Annotated in this window: 16 protein-coding genes and 1 pseudogene; 6 read left to right on the forward strand and 11 right to left on the reverse strand. The window is 69.8% G+C overall.

Annotated elements, in window-relative coordinates:
* Nucleotides 1-171: 171 nt before the first annotated feature.
* Nucleotides 172-1,776: a DHA2 family efflux MFS transporter permease subunit gene (locus tag BR70_RS0104915; protein WP_051596656.1), complete on the reverse strand. Its 1,605-nt coding sequence runs from the start codon at nucleotides 1,774-1,776 to the stop codon at nucleotides 172-174.
* A gap of 22 nt (nucleotides 1,777-1,798) precedes the next feature.
* Nucleotides 1,799-2,131: pseudogene (locus BR70_RS19615) on the reverse strand (response regulator transcription factor); the annotation flags it as partial.
* A 181-nt stretch (nucleotides 2,132-2,312) separates the two neighbouring features.
* Here BR70_RS19615 and BR70_RS0104925 point away from each other — a divergent pair.
* Genes BR70_RS0104925 through BR70_RS0104940 form a run of 4 tightly spaced genes read left to right on the forward strand, consistent with a single transcriptional unit; the run spans nucleotide 2,313 to nucleotide 5,552 of the window.
* A complete protein-coding gene (locus BR70_RS0104925; protein WP_027465158.1) occupies nucleotides 2,313-2,630 on the forward strand; it encodes a DUF6507 family protein in 318 nt (105 codons plus the stop codon).
* On the forward strand, nucleotides 2,627-3,910 hold the full coding sequence (locus BR70_RS22135; RefSeq protein ID WP_051596658.1) for a hypothetical protein: 1,284 nt from the start codon (nucleotides 2,627-2,629) through the stop codon (nucleotides 3,908-3,910). The genes BR70_RS0104925 and BR70_RS22135 overlap by 4 nt, the downstream gene beginning before the upstream one ends.
* Nucleotides 3,907-4,227, forward strand: a complete 321-nt coding sequence (locus tag BR70_RS23120) for a hypothetical protein (RefSeq protein ID WP_027465159.1) — start codon at nucleotides 3,907-3,909, stop codon at nucleotides 4,225-4,227. The genes BR70_RS22135 and BR70_RS23120 overlap by 4 nt, the downstream gene beginning before the upstream one ends.
* Complete coding sequence (locus BR70_RS0104940) at nucleotides 4,224-5,552, forward strand: hypothetical protein (protein ID WP_027465160.1); 1,329 nt, start codon at nucleotides 4,224-4,226, stop codon at nucleotides 5,550-5,552. The genes BR70_RS23120 and BR70_RS0104940 overlap by 4 nt, the downstream gene beginning before the upstream one ends.
* A 61-nt stretch (nucleotides 5,553-5,613) precedes the next feature.
* Here the strand turns inward: BR70_RS0104940 and BR70_RS0104945 are convergent, their stop codons facing one another.
* The 6 genes from BR70_RS0104945 to BR70_RS22140 all read right to left on the reverse strand — a co-directional run bounded on the left by BR70_RS0104945 (nucleotide 5,614) and on the right by BR70_RS22140 (nucleotide 11,469).
* Nucleotides 5,614-6,246 carry a response regulator transcription factor gene (locus BR70_RS0104945; RefSeq protein WP_027465161.1) on the reverse strand — a complete coding sequence of 211 codons (633 nt, stop codon included), beginning with the start codon at nucleotides 6,244-6,246 and terminating at the stop codon, nucleotides 5,614-5,616.
* Entirely contained in the window at nucleotides 6,243-7,445 is a 1,203-nt protein-coding gene (locus BR70_RS19625) for a sensor histidine kinase (RefSeq protein ID WP_051596659.1), read from the reverse strand. The genes BR70_RS0104945 and BR70_RS19625 overlap by 4 nt, the downstream gene beginning before the upstream one ends.
* A gap of 29 nt (nucleotides 7,446-7,474) precedes the next feature.
* A complete protein-coding gene (locus BR70_RS0104955; protein ID WP_027465162.1) occupies nucleotides 7,475-8,272 on the reverse strand; it encodes an ABC transporter permease in 798 nt (265 codons plus the stop codon).
* A complete protein-coding gene (locus tag BR70_RS0104960; RefSeq protein WP_027465163.1) occupies nucleotides 8,269-9,108 on the reverse strand; it encodes an ABC transporter ATP-binding protein in 840 nt (279 codons plus the stop codon). The genes BR70_RS0104955 and BR70_RS0104960 overlap by 4 nt, the downstream gene beginning before the upstream one ends.
* Nucleotides 9,109-9,271: 163 nt before the next feature.
* Nucleotides 9,272-9,844: a hypothetical protein gene (locus BR70_RS0104965; RefSeq protein WP_027465164.1), complete on the reverse strand. Its 573-nt coding sequence runs from the start codon at nucleotides 9,842-9,844 to the stop codon at nucleotides 9,272-9,274.
* A gap of 128 nt (nucleotides 9,845-9,972) precedes the next feature.
* A complete protein-coding gene (locus BR70_RS22140; protein WP_197019620.1) occupies nucleotides 9,973-11,469 on the reverse strand; it encodes a M23 family metallopeptidase in 1,497 nt (498 codons plus the stop codon).
* Nucleotides 11,470-11,695: 226 nt separating this feature from the next.
* Between BR70_RS22140 and BR70_RS0104975 the strand changes: the two genes are divergently transcribed.
* Nucleotides 11,696-12,628 (forward strand): NADP-dependent oxidoreductase, encoded by a 933-nt coding sequence (locus tag BR70_RS0104975; RefSeq protein WP_027465165.1) that lies wholly within the window; start codon nucleotides 11,696-11,698, stop codon nucleotides 12,626-12,628.
* Between the two features lie 81 nt (nucleotides 12,629-12,709).
* Here BR70_RS0104975 and BR70_RS0104980 read toward each other — a convergent pair whose 3' ends face one another.
* Nucleotides 12,710-13,231 (reverse strand): hypothetical protein, encoded by a 522-nt coding sequence (locus BR70_RS0104980; RefSeq protein WP_027465166.1) that lies wholly within the window; start codon nucleotides 13,229-13,231, stop codon nucleotides 12,710-12,712.
* A gap of 237 nt (nucleotides 13,232-13,468) precedes the next feature.
* Here BR70_RS0104980 and BR70_RS0104985 point away from each other — a divergent pair, with 237 nt between their 5' ends.
* A complete protein-coding gene (locus BR70_RS0104985; RefSeq protein ID WP_155896781.1) occupies nucleotides 13,469-13,873 on the forward strand; it encodes a hypothetical protein in 405 nt (134 codons plus the stop codon).
* A gap of 6 nt (nucleotides 13,874-13,879) precedes the next feature.
* Here BR70_RS0104985 and BR70_RS22760 read toward each other — a convergent pair whose 3' ends face one another.
* Nucleotides 13,880-14,527 carry a nuclease-related domain-containing protein gene (locus tag BR70_RS22760; RefSeq protein ID WP_081827255.1) on the reverse strand — a complete coding sequence of 216 codons (648 nt, stop codon included), beginning with the start codon at nucleotides 14,525-14,527 and terminating at the stop codon, nucleotides 13,880-13,882.
* Nucleotides 14,524-15,723 (reverse strand): hypothetical protein, encoded by a 1,200-nt coding sequence (locus BR70_RS19635; protein WP_035808191.1) that lies wholly within the window; start codon nucleotides 15,721-15,723, stop codon nucleotides 14,524-14,526. The genes BR70_RS22760 and BR70_RS19635 overlap by 4 nt, the downstream gene beginning before the upstream one ends.
* Nucleotides 15,724-15,793 lie beyond the last annotated feature (70 nt).

Below are 15,793 nucleotides of genomic sequence, written 5' to 3' on the forward strand. Positions count from 1 at the left end.
GCGCCGGAGCGGACGGGAGGCACGGTGCGGGCAGGCACCGTGCCTCCCGTTTCGTCGGTGGTCGCGTCCACGGCGCGGGGCACGCGGGTTCGTGTCCGCGCGGTGACGGTTCCGGATCCTCGGGGATCGTGAACCAGAACCGTCAGGAGCGCTGCAGGACGGGGTCTCCGGTCACGCCTGGTCCTCGTCGTCGGGGCGTCGCGGAGCCCGGAGACGCAGGGTGGCGCCGAGGCCGATGACCAGGAAGCCGGCGGCGGAGAACGCGGCGGCGCGGGTGCCGTCGGAGAACGCGTCGGCGGCGTCGGCACGGGTGGCCCCGTCGAGGCCGGAGATGGCTCCGCCGGAGGACTGCACCACGGCGTCGGCGATCTTCGTCGCGGTGGCGGCCGGGGTGCCCGCGTCCTGCAGACGGTGCTCCAGGATGCTGCCGGTCGAGGTGAACAGGACGGTGCCGAGGACGGCGATGCCGAGCGCCGAGCCGATCTGGCGCGCGGTGCTCTGGGCCCCGGACGCCTCACCGCTGCGTTCGACCGGGACGTCCTGCAGTACGACACCGGTGAGCTGGGCCGTCGCGAGCCCGACGCCGAACCCGTAGACGAACAGGCACGGCACGATCGCCCACCACGGCGTCGACGACGTCACGACGAACCCGATCGCGGCGACCCCGACGATCTCGGCGCCGATGCCCATCCGGACGATCGGCAGTGCTCCGACGCGTTGCCCGACCGTGGCGGCGAACCCACTCGCGACGAACGACCCGATCGCCAGTGCGAGCAGCACGAAGCCGGTCTGCAGGGCGGAGTACCCGAGCACGTTCTGCAGCCAGAGCGGCAGCGACAGGATGATGCCGAACTCGCCGAGCGACACGATGAGCGCTGCGACGGAACCGTTCCGGAACGAGCCGATGCGGAACAGGTCGAGTGCGATCAGGGTCGAGCGTCCGGCCCGCTGCCGGCGCAGGGAACGGACCACCAAGGCGACTCCGGCGAGGACGGCCACGACGAACGCGACGGGGATCGGGGAGATCGGGCCGTCCCACGACCACGAGCCGATGGTGAGCGACGTCGACGACGGGGTCCACCAGCCGTAGGTGCGGCCCTCGATGAGCCCGAACACCAGGGCGGCACTCGCGATCACGGACAGCAGCGCTCCGACGAGGTCGATGCGGCCGGTGTGCCGGGCTTCTCGCGACTCCCGTACGGCGACGGCGAGCCCGACGAGGATGACCGCGACGATCGGGACGTTGATGCCGAAGGCCCACCGCCACGAGAAGTCCGTCGTCAGCCAGCCGCCGAGCAGGGGGCCGACCGCGACCATACCGCCGATCGTCGAGCCCCACACGGCGAAGGCGATGCCACGCTCCCGGCCGGTGAACGTCGCGTTGAGGATCGAGAGCGTGGTGGGGAGGACCATCGCGCCGCCGATGCCCTGCAGCACGCGGGACACGACGAGGAGCTCACCGGTCGGCGAGAGCGCGGCGAGCACCGAGGCCACCGCGAACACGATGACGCCGGTGGTGAGCAGGCGTCGGCGGCCGAACCGGTCGGCCACGGACCCGAAGACGAGCAGCAGGGCGGCGAACACGAGCGTGTAGCTCTCCTGCACCCACTGCACCAGGGTCGAGCCGATGTCGAGGTCGGCGACGATGCTCGGGATCGCGACGTTGACGATCGTGGAGTCGACGATGATGAGCGCCACGGCGAGGCTGATCACGACCAGGCCGAGCCAACGACGACGGTCCGGCGTGGTGGGTGGTGCTGCGGCGGGAGCGCTCATTCCGGTGGTTTCTCTCAGATGATCAGCATGCTGACGACCTGACGGTACACCCGCTTCCGGTGACGGGCGGACCGGGGACTCGCGGCAGGAGCTGGAGCTCCATCGCCCGGGTCACCGCGCGGGTGCGGTCGTTCACGCCGAGCTTCTCGAAGACGTGGCCGAGGTGCGTCTTCACCGTGGCCTCACTGAGGAACAGCGCGCGGCCGATCGCCGGGTTGCTGTTGCCCCGTGCGGTGGCCCGGACGCCGGCGAGGATCTCGGACTCGGGGGCGGCCTTGAGCAGGTAGCCGGTGGCGCCGGCCTCCATGGCGGCGAGGACCTGGTCGTCGGACTCGTACGTGGTCAGGATCAGGACGATGCCGCCTTCCGATCGACCGTGCAATGGAGGACATCGGCCTTGCAAGACGGGGAGTCACGTGAACGCGGACTGTGTCCTCTGGATGATCCCGGGGACGACCAGCGGTGAGCGACAGAAACTCGCCCGCGCGCGCCGGACTCGTTATCGTGGACGGGCATCACGACAGGGGGAGCAGAACGTGACTGATGGTTGGCGAATCGACCCGGGACCCGCGCGCGGCGCCATCGACAACGCGGAAGGGCAGACCCAGGAGTTCCCGACCCTCGAGACGGACCTCGTGTCGGCCTTGAGCGACGCCCTCGCGGCGCTCGGCGGACACGGGCCCTCGACCGCGGCGAAGCTCGCATCGATCCAGTCGAACCCGTTCGAGATCGACCTGCTCGCCGCCCAGCAGCACATCGAGCGGGCGATCAGTGCCACGCGGCAAGCGATCGGCGCCTACGAGGCCGGCGACGAGCAGATGGCGGCGACCTACGAGAACGGTATCCCGCAGTGATCTCCACGAGCGACCTGCAGGAACTGCCCGACCCTGCTGCACTCGAATCGGCGGCCACCGCGCTCGGTGCCTTCGGATCACACGTCGTCGCGCGGGTCGAAGCGGTGTCGACCGAGTGGAAGGGACTCGCCGCCGCCGACGTCTACCAGACGCCCGAACGTGACATCGTGCTCGACGCGATGAACAACCCTGCACTCATCGCCGAGATGATCAAGCAGAACGCGGACTTCGCGGCGACGGCGTTGCAGACCTACGCGTCGACCGTGTCCGGGCTGCAGACCCGACGGGCCTCGATCCTCACGGACATCGCCGATGCCAACGAGGCGGAGCGGCAAGCGGCGCAGCAGCCCGATTCGAACAGCGCGGAACCCACACCGTCCCCGACCCCCGGCCCTGATCCCGCGACGTCGTCGAGTCACGTCCGAGAGCTCATCGCGACCTTCAACGCGAACGCGCAGCAGGCCGACCAGGACTGCGCCGACGCACTCGGTCGGCTCGAGAAGTACAGCAAGACCGCCGTGCAGTCCTTCGTCGAAGTCGTCGGCGGATCCGGTGTCGTCGGCACCGGTGTCGGTGTCGGATCGTCGGTCGCGGAGGGCGCGCTCGAGCGGTGGCGACGCATCCACATCGTGCCGGAATCGTCGATCAACGTGCAGCTGACGATCCCCATGTGGGACGAGATGGAGAACGGCGTCAAGTACTGGAAGACGCCGAGCGGTGTGCTGTCGCCGCATCCTCCGACGCCGCCCGAACTTCGGCTCACCGGACCGACGTCGAGTCACAGCACGGTCGTCACCGATCCCGAGGTGTCGCGCGGAGCGCTCCCGACCTGGGCGAAGCACCTCGGGAAAGCGCTCGGCATCGGTGGCGCCGCGCTCACCCTCTACTCCGCTGGCCAGGAGCAGTGGGTCGAGGACGAGGAAGAACACCCGGAGTGGTCGACCTCACAGCGCATCGAGAGCAGCCTCGAGAACGTCGTCATCGTCGGCGGGTCCTCGGTCATCCTCGGAACCATCGGAGCGTCCGTCGGCGCATCGGTCGGTGCCGCTGCCGGTGCGGCAGTGGGAGCGGGCGGGGGCACGGTCGTCCTGCCGGTCATCGGGACGATCGGTGTGGGCGCACTCGGTGGAGCCGTCGGCGGGGTCGTCGGCGGTGCTGCCGGAGGTTGGGCGGGCGGCGAAGCAGGCGAAGCACTCGGCACCTGGGGCAAGGAGAACTTCTACGATGGGTCCGAAGCCCAGCGATGGGTGCGAGACACGTGGAAGAAGGTGTTCGGATGACCCCGCTCGGGTTCGTCGTCGTGCTGTTCGCCATCGGGCTCCTCTTCGGCGGCCTCGGAGCGCTGGCCTACGTCGGCGTCTGGCGTTCGTGGATCGGTCGGCTCCACCAGAACGTCGTCTTCGGGTGGTTCTGGTTGGGACTCGCGGTGCTGTCGATGGGACTCGCGGCGAGCTTCATCCGGACGCCGGTCTTCGGGTTCTCCTTCGTGTTCGCGGTCGCCGCAGCCGTGACCGGTGCGCTCGGCCTGTGGAGCCTGCTGTCCGGCGTGCCGCGACGGCTTCAGCCCCGCTGGTACCGCGTGGAGCGTGAACGGTGAGCGCCCCGACCGAAGTCGGGCCGCTGAGCCTGCCATCGCCGTCGAACTGGGAACGGATCGAGTCGTCCGACAACGTCGTCGTCCTCGCCGCGCCCGAGGTCCCCGGTGCGAGGTTCCGCCCCAACATCGTGCTGACCACGGCGCTCGCCGATGCGCCCCTCCACGTGGTGTCGTCGAACGCGATCGCGTCGATCCTCGCGCTGCAGCCTCGCGCACAGGTGTTCGCGGTCGAACCGAACGACCTCGACGACGTGCTCGGCGTGCCGTCCCGGACCGTCGAGTGGGGCTACGAAGCGGAGCACACCACGGTGCTGGTGCGCCAGTGGATCGCCGTGATCGGTCGACACCAGGTGCACGTCACCGGCAGCTGTGCGGTCGAGGAGTTCATCGACTTCGTCCCGTTCTTCCGGAGTGTGCTGGCAGCGGCATCGATCGCCGACACCGGGGCGGACGACGACCCCTCGACCGGACGCATCGACCACTCCGACGTCCCCGACGACAACCCGTCGGCGTCGCCACGGATCGATCCGGGCGCATCGGGCCGGATCGGCGCGACACTCGAAGCCCTCGACGGTGTCGTCCTCGCCCAGCCCCGCCCGGTGGGCCGCTGGATGCTCAGCGACGAAGCGCTCCAGCACCTGTGGTCGCTACGGGGCCGGGGCATCATCTCGCGCGGGAAGCGCCGGTCGCCCGAGGGAGTCGAACTCGCCGAGGCAGGTCTCACCGGCGCGCTCGGTGCGCTCGTCGGCGACGGGCAGCGGATCGCGAACCTGCTCGAACGACCCGGCTACCGGTACGGAGCCGCGGCGGACCACGCTGGTCGCTCGGTCGAGTGGAGCATGTGGCTCGGCGGCGACACCGCGCTGGTGCGCGCACGAGGCAACGTCGCCGACCTGGTCGACGACCGGCTGCGCGACGACACCATCGCGCAGTACGACGTGGTGCCCGCGGGCCGCGCCGTCGGGCACCTGCTCGCCTGGGCCCGGGTCTCGCCGGCCTGGGCGATCGCCAGCGACGACGAACTCGTCCTGCCGGCGGAGGTCGTCGACGCACGGATCGCATCAGTCGGGATGCCCGACGGTGCCGCCCCGATCTCCGGGTTCGTGGCAGATCGCCTGTGGCGTGAGCCCGTCTGGATCCGCCTCCGTCTGTGGGGAGACCGGACGCCGTACGGGCTGGACGTCATCGCTGCCGGTGCTGCTGGATGGTTCCGCCGCGACGTGCTGGACGACGGACGGGTGCGGCTGGAGCCGATGCCGTCCGGGTCCGTCCTCCGATCCGTGCTGGCGGTCTTCCGCGCGCCGGACGGGTCGAAGGCTCAGTAGTCCGGGCGGATCCTCGCCGTTCGAACTCAGCTTCGTCAAGAGCGAATAGATCGACGAGGTGTCAGCGGAGCAGACCGAGCTCCATCGCCCGGGTCACCGCACGGGTGCGGTCGTTCACGCCGAGCTTCTCGAAGACGTGGCCGAGGTGCGTCTTCACCGTGGCCTCGCTGAGGAACAGCGCGCGGCCGATCGCCGGGTTGCTGTTGCCCTGGGCGACGAGGCGCAGGACGTCGAGTTCGCGCGGGGTCAGCGACGGGCCGGCCGCGGCGGGGAGCGAGCCTGTCGCTCGGCGGACGAGCGCTGCGGCCGCGGAGGGCGCGAGCGCGGTCTCGCCCCGTGCGGTCGCCCGGACGCCGGCGAGGATCTCGGACTCCGGGGCGGCCTTGAGCAGGTAGCCGGTGGCGCCTGCTTCGATGGCCGCGAGGATCTGGTCGTCGGACTCGTACGTGGTCAGGATCAGGACGCGGACGCCGGGGTCGGCGGCGAGGATCTGCGCCGTCGCCGCATCGCCGTCGAGCACGGGCATCCGGAGGTCCATGAGCACGACGTCGGGCCGTTCTGCCAGTGCCACCGTCACCGCGGCGCGGCCGTCGCTGGCCTGGCCGACGACCTCGACGTCGTCGGCGTCCTGCAGCAGGGCCACGATGCCCGACCGGACGATCGGGTGGTCATCGGCGACCACGACGCGGATCACCGGGTCACCTCCGCCACGGGGTCACGGTCGACGGCCGGGAGGCCCGGCTCGGCTCCGGTGGGCAGGCTCGCGTCGACGACGGTGCCGCCGCCAGGGCTGCTCGTGATCGTGCAGGCACCGCCGGAGAGCGACAACCGTTCGTGGAGGCCCCGGAGACCGTGCCCGGCCGTCGAGACGCCCGTGTCGAAGCCGATGCCGTCGTCGGTCACGCGGACGCCGACGCGTTCGGACGCGTGCTGCAACACGATGCGGACGGAGCCGGCATCGGCGTGGGCACGGATGTTCGCAAGAGATTCCTGGACGACCCGGAGCAGCACGACCTGGGCGTCGCGGTCGAGCGGGCCGTCGGTCGCGTCCACGGCGACGGGCGTGCCGGTCTCGCGGGTGTACCGCTCGGCCAGGCGGTGCAGGGCCCCAGCCAGGCTGCCGCTCGTGGCACCGGCGACCCCGGCGGCGATGAGGGCGCGGGAGTCCTCGAGTGCCGCTCGTGCCGACTCTTCGAGGACCGCCAGCCGTTCGTCGAGCGCGGTACCGCGGTCGTTCGCCAGGTCCTTGCGGGCACGTTCGGTGAGCATGACGATGCCGGCGAGGTTCTGCGCGACGGTGTCGTGGATCTCGCGGGCCAGGCGCTCCCGTTCGCTCGCGACGCCCGCGCTGCGGTGGGCATCGGCGAGGGACTGCTGGGTGGCGCGGAGTTCGTCGAGGAGCTGGCGGCGCTCCTCGGACAGGCCGGCGACGCTCGAGATCCACACGCCCATCGCGCAGGCACCGATCACGCTGATGCCCTCGATGAGCACGGTGCTGACGAGGGCGGCCGGCCCGCCGGAGACCTGCAGGCCGATGCCGCTCGCGACGCCGACCGCGACCGAGAGCAGGACGGCGGTGCGGACTCGTTCGGACTGCACCCAGACGAGCGGGAACGCGATGCACTGCACGAACGCGGTGCTCGGCACGACGGCGGGCAGCACCAGGGCGGCGACGAGGACCAGCGGGAGGAAGGCCGCGGCGGCACGGGGGCTGTCGTAGCCGCGGTGCCCGAACACGGCGTAGGCGACGACGAGCACGACGACCGCGGTGAACGCCGGCCAGCGGGCACCCCACGGCGACCACCCGAACACGGTGATCACGGCGGTGAGGAGCATCGTGCCCGCGAAGAAGACGTGCAACCACCGGTTGCGCATCCACGTCTCGCCGCTCATGTGCCCAGCATCCCACCAGCGGGGCGCCATCAGGCGTCCTTGCGGTTCCAACGGAACGTCAGCAGGCAGGCCACCGTGCCCAGGACCAGCCACGCTGCCAACACGAGGGCTCCGAGGCCGAGGTGCCACGCGCCTCCCGGCTCACCCGACTCGAACGCACCGGGCAGGAAGACGGAGCGCATGCCGGACGCCATCCAGCGCAGGGGGAAGACGGACGCGACGTCCTGCAACCAGGTGGGGAGCTGCGTGAAGGGCAGGTAGACGCCGGAGATGAACTGCAGCACCAGGACGATCGGGACGATGGTGGCGGTGGCGCGCCGGCCCTCGCGGGGGACCGCCGAGACCGCGATGCCGAGGACGCAGCTGGTGGCGATGCCGAGGACCATCACCCCGGCGAAGACACCCCAGTTGCTCGCGTCGGTCGGCAGGTCGACGCCGAACACCAGGCTCGCGATCGCCAGCAGCAGGGCCGTCTGCACGAGCGTGGTGACGAGGACCATGCCGATCTTGCCGACGAAGTACGACAGGACGGGCAGCGGTGTGCCGCCGAGGCGCTTCAACGTGCCGTCGCTGCGCTCGGTGGCGATGTCGACGCCGAGCGACTGCGTGCCGGAGAGCAGGATGCCCGTCGCGACCAGGCCGGGCAGGTAGTAGGTGGCGTAGTCGACGCTGACGTCGGGACCGGCCTGGATGTCGGCGGCGCCGGAGAACGCCACCGAGAACAGCGCCAGCATGATGATCGGGAACAGGAACGTGAAGAAGACCGCGTCGGGAGCGCGGAAGTAGGTGCGGATCTCGTACGAGATGCGGCTGGTCGCTGTCTTCACTTCTGTCCCACCATGTCGAGGTAGGCGTCCTCGAGGGACGGACGGATGACTTCGAGGTCGTGCATGGGCGAGGTGCTGCTGCGGATCAGCGCCGTCGGGTCGGTCGTGCGCTCGTCGTGGTGTCCGCCGTCGTCGTCACGCCAGCGGACCCGGGGCATGCGGGCCTCGGCGCCGCCGATCTCGTCGATGGGTGCGAGGTCGAGGAGCTTCCCGTCGGCGATGACCGCCGCCCGGTCGGCGAGCTGGGCGGCTTCGTCGAGGTAGTGCGTGGTGAGCAGGATCGTCGTGCCCTCGTGCTGCACCCGGCGCAGGAGATCCCAGAAGTGCCGACGGGCCTCGGGGTCGAAGCCCGTGGTCGGTTCGTCGAGGAACAGGACCTCCGGGCGGCCGATGATGCCGAGGGCGACGTCGACGCGGCGGCGCTGGCCACCCGACAAGCGGCTGATGCGGGCGTTGCGCTGCGTCTCGAGCCCCGTCGCGGTGAGGAGCTCCTCGACGCTGCGGTGCTTCGGGTACAGCGTCGCGAAGTGGTTCAGCTGCTCGGCGACGGTGACGTTCGGGGACTCCGCACTGGTCTGCAGGACGATGCCGATGCGTGCGTTGTGGCTGCGGCTCGTCCGTGCCGGGTCGTGACCGAGGACGCGGACCTCTCCGGCGGTGCGGGAGCGGTACCCCTCGAGGATCTCGACCGTCGTGGACTTGCCGGCACCGTTGGGGCCGAGGAGCGCGAAGGTCTCGCCCCGGTCGATCGTGAAGGAGACGTCTTCCACGGCACGTTTGCCGGTGGCGTACTGCTTGCCGAGGTGCTGGACCTCGATGGCGGGGGACTCGGGCATGGGTCCAGCTTCGCCGCCGGGGCGCCGTGGGGGATCGGCCGGGGCGGTGGTGTCGGCATCGTCCGATCGGGGGATGGTGCCGGCGGGGGAGGTGGTTCGGTTTCCGGCCGTGACGGTTCTGGTTCGCGATCGTCGGGGATTGTGAACCGGAACCGTCACGACTTCAGTACTGCGGGCGGATCCAGTCCGTCGGTTGCACGAAGCGGGCGCGGGGCAGGACCTCGTCCGGTTCGGCGGTCCGCACGCTCGTGATGATCGTGGCCTCGCCGTGCTCGTACGAACGGCGAGCGATGCCGTCGTGCTCGTCGATCACCAGCGTCGAGCGGAACGCCGGGTTCTCGCCGTGCTCGAAGGTCACCAGGATCGAGTGCTCGCCGATGTGCTGGACCAGGATCGGGTGGAAGCTCTCGGGGCCGCGACCCCATCGGAGCATCAGGTCGGGCACGGCCATCCGGACGACGGGATCGGAGACCATGCTCCGGGCGAACGAGATCTCGTCCGGACCGTCGTCGGGGTCGTGCAGCACGCCGTCGCGGTAGGAGACGGGCTTGGCACGCTGTCGGACCAAGGTCCAGGTCTGCGCGGGCTCGTCGATGTCGACGCGGAACTGCCAGGACTTCTGCCTGGGCTCCTGGTGGATGCCCTCGAGGACGTACCGGGCCGGTCGGCGGAGGGCGGCGAGCTCCTCGGCGATCACGGGACCGTCGGACCGGGTGAGGAGTTCGTCGAAACGCACGGTGCCAGCATGGCGCACCACGTGCCGTGGACCACACCCCGTGACGGGCTGGAGGCGCGGGGCGGGGTGGTGCGACATGACCGTGCCCGCCGATCGTGGTGATCGGCGGGCACGGTCGGGCAGAGGGATCAGCCGATGCTCGGGCTCGCGGTCATCCCGACATCGCCCGTGTGGGCGAAGCCGTCGGTGCCCGCGGTTCCGACCCACGTCCACAGTGAGCCGGTGTTGGCCTGCACGGCGACGGCGACGTCATCGCCGACGGTGTCGACGGCCGGGCTGGTGCCGACCTTCATGCCGACACCCGCGGTGTGTGCGAAGCCGGCGTCACCGGGCGCACCGCGCCAGGTCCACAGGTCGCCGGTGTTCGCCTGCGCCGCAACGGCGAGCTGGGAACCGACGAGGGTGATGGACGGGTTCGTACCCGCCTTCATGCCCAGCGCGGTCTCCTTCGCGAGACCCGCAGTGCGCGGCGTCCCGCTCCACACCCAGAGCTTGCCGGTGTTCGCCTGCGCGGCCACGGCGATGGTCGAGCCGTTGACACGCGTGACCGAGGGGCTCGTGCCGTCCTTCATGCCGAGACCGGTGTCGGCTGCGGTGCCCTTCTGGGCTGCGGTGCCGTACCAGGTCAGCAGCTTGCCGCTGTTCGCCTGGAACGCCACGGAGACGCCGCTGCCGACCGTCGTGATCGACGGGTTCGTGCCGGCCTTCATGCCGTAGCCGGTGGACATCGCCGTCCCGGCCGACCCGGGCGTCCCCGTCCAGGTCCAGAGCTCGCCGGTGTTGGCCTGGAACGCGACCGCGTACTGGCCCCCACCGAGTGAAGCGATCGCCGGGCTCGTGCCGAGCTTCATGCCGACGTTCGCCGAACCCGCGGTCCCCGTCTGCCCGGCCTTGCCTCGCCACGTGATCAGCGAGCCGTCCGGCGCCGCGAACGCGGCAGCGGAATCCGCGCCGGTCGAGGCGATGGCGGGCGACGTGCCCTCCTGCACGGCTCGCCCGGAGTTCGCGGCGAAGCCTTCACTGCCCGCCTCGCCGGTCCACGTCCACAGCGTGCCGGTATTCGCTCGGACAGCGACGTGCGACTGGACGATCGTGCCCGGGAAGTTCGGGAACGACCACGGGATCGGTGTGCCCTGGCTGACGGAGCGGCCGCAGGTGAAGTAGTCGTTCAGTCCGGTCTGACTCGTTCCGTCACGCTTCACCTCGAAGTGCAGGTGGTTGCCGGTCGAGTTGCCAGTGGTCCCCACCGAACCGATCCGCTCGCCCTTCGTGACGGTCTCCCCGACCGAGACGAGCGGGCTGCCGTTGATCATGTGTCCGTAGAGCGTCTGGTAGCCCGCGCCGTGGTCGATCACCACGTAGGTTCCGTAGCCGGTCGTAGCCGAGCTGTTGATGACCGTGCGGACCGTACCGGCCGCGCCCGCGACGATCGACGAACCACCCGAAGCGGCGATGTCGATGCCCGAGTGCGGCGTGCCATCGCAATGGGCCCCCACGTACCCCGTCACCGTTCCGGACGCCGGCACGATGACATCCCCCGTTGCTGCCTGTGCTGGTACCACAGCGATCAGGCTCAATCCGGCTGCCAGGGCAACCGTCGCCGACAAGGCGAGAATCTTCTTCATGTGTTTCCCCTCACGACCGCCGACGGTGGCGGCCGTTGGAACTCTGTCAGGGAGTAGAACACCATTTCCACCCCCCGATCGGGCCATGCGGTCTTCGGCGCGTCCGTCTCGCCGCGGACCGCACTCCCTGACGGGCTGGAGGCGCGGGGCGGGCTGGTGCCGGGCCTCCAGGCCGTGGGGTGGTCGCGTCAGGTTGCGTCAAGCAACGTGCGCGTAGACCGGGAGGATGCAGGTCGTCGGAGTCGAACAGTTCGGAGGGCCCGAGGCCCTCGCCGTCCACGAGGTGCCGGAGCCGCACGCCGGTGCGGGATCCGTGCGGATCCGGGTGCAGGCGTTCGCCGTGAACCCGACTGACACGGGGGTGCGCGCCGGGCAGCGGGACAGCTCGCAGGCCTCACCGCCGTACGTGCCGGGGATGGACGCCGCCGGCGTCATCGACGAGGTCGGGCCCGACGTCACCGGATGGCAGGTCGGCGACGAGGTCATGGCGATGGCGCTGCCGCTCAGCGCCCACGGTGGCGCCTACGTGCAGGAGCTCGTCGCGCCGGTGGGGTCGTTCGCGCGGATCCCTCGCGGGACGTCGATCGAGGCTGCGGCGACCGTGCCCATGAACGGGCTGACGGCGTTGCAGATCCTGTCGCACGCCTCGCTCGCGCCGGGGCAGACGCTCGCCGTGACCGGGGCCGCTGGGCTGCTCGGGAACTACGTGGTGCAGCTGGCGAAGGCCGCCGGGCTGACCGTGATCGCGGATGCTGCTCCGGCGGACGAAGCACTCGTCCGGTCGCTCGGGCCGGACCACGTGGTGCCGCGAGGCGCCTCCTTCGCCTCCGCTGTCCGGGAACTCGTGCCGGACGGGGTCGATGCGCTCGCCGATGCTGCCGTGCAGCGCGACGAGGTCGTCGACGCCGTTCGCGACGGGGGGGTCTTCTTCGACGTGCGGGGGTGGCAGGGCAACGGGGCTCGGGGGACCGAGTTCGTGCAGGTGTTGGTGTTCTCGGAGTACCGGTCGTTCGACAAGCTCGAGCAGCTGCGGCATGCGGTGGAGAGTGGGACGTTGACGCCGCGGGTCGCCGAGGTGCTGCCGGCTGCTCGGGCTGTGGAGGCGCATGAGCGGTTGGAAGCCGGGGGGACGCGGGGGCGGTTCGTCCTGACCTGGTAGGTGCGGGTCAGGACGCTCCGGACGTCGGGCCCCGAGCGAGTCCGCCCCCTTCAACTCCGGCAGCGACCGCGAAGAGCGCGCTCACACGGGACGCACGCCGCGTCCGGCTTCGTACTCCCAACGCTTGCCGAGCGCGTCCGTGAAGGACATCGAAACGAGGGTCCACTTCTCGGCGACGGTGAACGGCCGCATACCGTGATCGCTGCGGACGAGTTCGGAGCAGCTCGAGAGGAGCGCCCAAGCCCGCGCCTTGTGGGGCCGGTCCTTCGGGTGGATCCACTCCGAGTACGACTCGCCGGGCGGGCAGACCTTCGCGCTGAACTCGACCTCTTCGGATCCGTTCATGACCGCCTTCGCCCGGACGTTGTGGATCGCGGCGTCCGAAGCGTTCCGGACGACGAGCACGTTGTTCCAATGCGTACGGTCCTCAGGGTCCTGGTTGGAGAACACGAACGACACCCATGCGCTGACGCGAGCTGCTTCGCGCTCGTCGCGATCGGCGCGAGCCGTCCGATCGGCGCGCCGCGCGAGGACGAGACTGTAGACCGAGATGGCGAGTGTGACGGCGACGCCGAACCATGCGGCGAGAGCTTCGTTGCTCATGGAGATCCCCCTTGTGATCTGGCGGTGAAGAGGAGCGTACCGAAGTATTACCGTTGAGTACCACCGACAGGTCAGTCGAGAGGTATCTTGCCCCTCGCCGCCGGTGCTGGATCAGTAGTGAGGACGGTGCCCTTCATGGCTTCTCGGACGACTCATCGATGCGAGGTCGTGTACCGGAGCCCAGCGGACCCTGGAGTCGCCGTCGGGACGCTGCTGATCCTCGCGCCGATCGGCGTGATGGCGCTCGCCGGGGCCGCCGCGAAGGGGTTCGACAGCACATCGCTGATCGTGCTCGCCGTGGTGCTCGTGTCCCTGATCTCGGCGATGGTGCTCGCTTCGCGCGCCGCGGCGTTCGTGCGGTGGTCGCCGCAATTGGTGACGGTCGGCGTCGCGCCGTTCTGGAGGTCACGACTGCTCCGTTGCGACATCGTCGATGTTGCGGTCGTCCAGGTCGATGCGTACGCAGACTACGGCGGATGGGGCATCAAGGGCTCGGCTCGAGGCTCTCGTGGCCGGCTGTACGCGGTGGGTGGAACCGACACTGTGCAGATCGTGATGCGGGACGGGCGGAGGTACTCCGTCACGTTCAAGGACCCCGCGACGCCTGATCGCGTTTGCGCTGCGCTTCAGAGCAGCAGCTGAGAAAGGTCAGGCCGGCGTGAATCGTCGCTCGAGCAATTGAGCCGTCGCTTCGACAGGAGTCGAACCGGCTGACTTGCGGAGGAGCGCTTCGAGCTTTCGCGGCCACAGCACGTGGATGCCATCCACAGTGAAGCTCCCGCCGAAGAGCGGCCAATCTGCGTCAACGAAACAGAGGGCACCGAACACGGGTGCGCTGACCGTGGCACGGACGAGCTCCAACTGTCGCTGAACACCTGCGACCAAGGTGGATTTCTTCCGCCCGCCGACAGTCAAGTGCTCGACGCGTGGCCGGAACAGCCCACCTTCCACTTGCAGCGACGGACGCCTGCCTCGGTACCGCTTCGAGTCGATCACCCACACCCCAGATGGGGTGACAACGAGGTGGTCGATGTTCGCGCGCGATCTGGGCACCCGGCGATCGTGGAGGACGCGCGTCGATTCGGTCGCCAAACGATCGAGACGGGCTCCCACGGTCTCCTCCCCAACCGCTCCGGACCTCCAGGCCGTGGTGGTCTGACGCTCATCGCTGAGGGCGACCGCGACGTTCCCGAGACGACCCCACCGCTCTCTCAAGGCTGCTTCGTCCCTCGCCTTGCGTCGCTCGTGCTCGCGCCGCGCTGACGCTCCTGCACCCGTGGTCGGCGAGCCGCTCACTCCTTGTTCTTCTTCTTGAACAGTCCGGCGACGCGACCGCCGACGGCATCGGCAGCCCCGACGACGGAACCGCCGATGTTCTTCACCGAAGTCAGCGCCTGCGGTTCGTCAGGGACTCCGTCGCCGTCGAGGTCGACAGTGCGGAACGCCTTGGAGATGCTTCCCGCCGCATTGGCCACACCGCCGCCGACAGCTCCGGCGGCGTCGCTGACCCAGGTACCGGTGGACTTCGCCGCGTCTTCCAGCGCTGCGAAGGCCCTACTTTCACTCTCGCCATCCGTGGCATCTGTCTTCAGCGTCACAGTGAGGTGATCAGGAAAGGACTCCGGTGCCTCCGGGAACGCCGTCCTCGAGGACTTGACGACGTCCCGTCCGAACACGAACCGCGCGACGCCTCCGGTGACGGCTCCGACGCCGTACTCGATCGTGGTTCGCTGCTTGCCGGTCAGGTTCTCGCGGACCGGATCGAGTTCGCCCGTTTGGATCGTTCGGATCAGGCTCTGCGCAGCACCGCCGGGGAGCGCATCGGAAAGCGTGCTCGCCCAGTGGGACCAGTCCTCTCGTCCCGACGCGATCCGTTGGCCGGTGGAGACCACGCTGTCCGACGAGATCTCCGCCACGTCGCTCGCCATGGTGGCGATCTGCTGCTGCGCGACGCGTTCATTCGTGAGCCCGTACACGAGAGCCTGCGCCTGGTCCTTGTCGAGGTCCATGCCGTGGATGTCGGCAACTGCGAGCCCGAAGACCGCGGTGATCTCGAACTGCAACTGCTGGTCGCCAGCAGGTAGGAGCTTCGTGACCGCACCCTGGGCGCCCGTCTTTGCGGCACTCTTCGCGAGGTTCTTCGCGGCGAGCTTCGCGGCCTCCTTACCGGTCCGCTTCGCAGCCTGGGCACCGATGCTCTTCGCGCCGGCGGCAGCGGGACCGACACCGGGGATCATCGCGATCGCGATGTCCGCAGCGATCGACCCGACTGAGATCGCTGCACCGGCAGTCGTGATCGACGTCGTGTAGTGCCGTTCGAGCAGCTGGATCACTTCTGCAGGCGTGGCCTCGGGATTGCGGCTCCGCACCCACTTCACGTACTTGCGCGCGATCGCGCGGCGACCGCTGACAGCCCGCGCGATGTCGACTGCTGCCTCGTCCGCGGGTACTTCCGCTTCGAGGGTGACTTCCGCAGTGGAGTTGTCAGTCATGGTCCTGCTTTCGCTCGCTCACCAGCCGCGGACGCAGGGGACTCATGTTGAGGTACCCCTGTGAGCCTGC

It is taken from the genome of Curtobacterium sp. UNCCL17 (genome assembly GCF_000686685.1).
Taxonomy (GTDB): domain Bacteria; phylum Actinomycetota; class Actinomycetes; order Actinomycetales; family Microbacteriaceae; genus Curtobacterium; species Curtobacterium flaccumfaciens.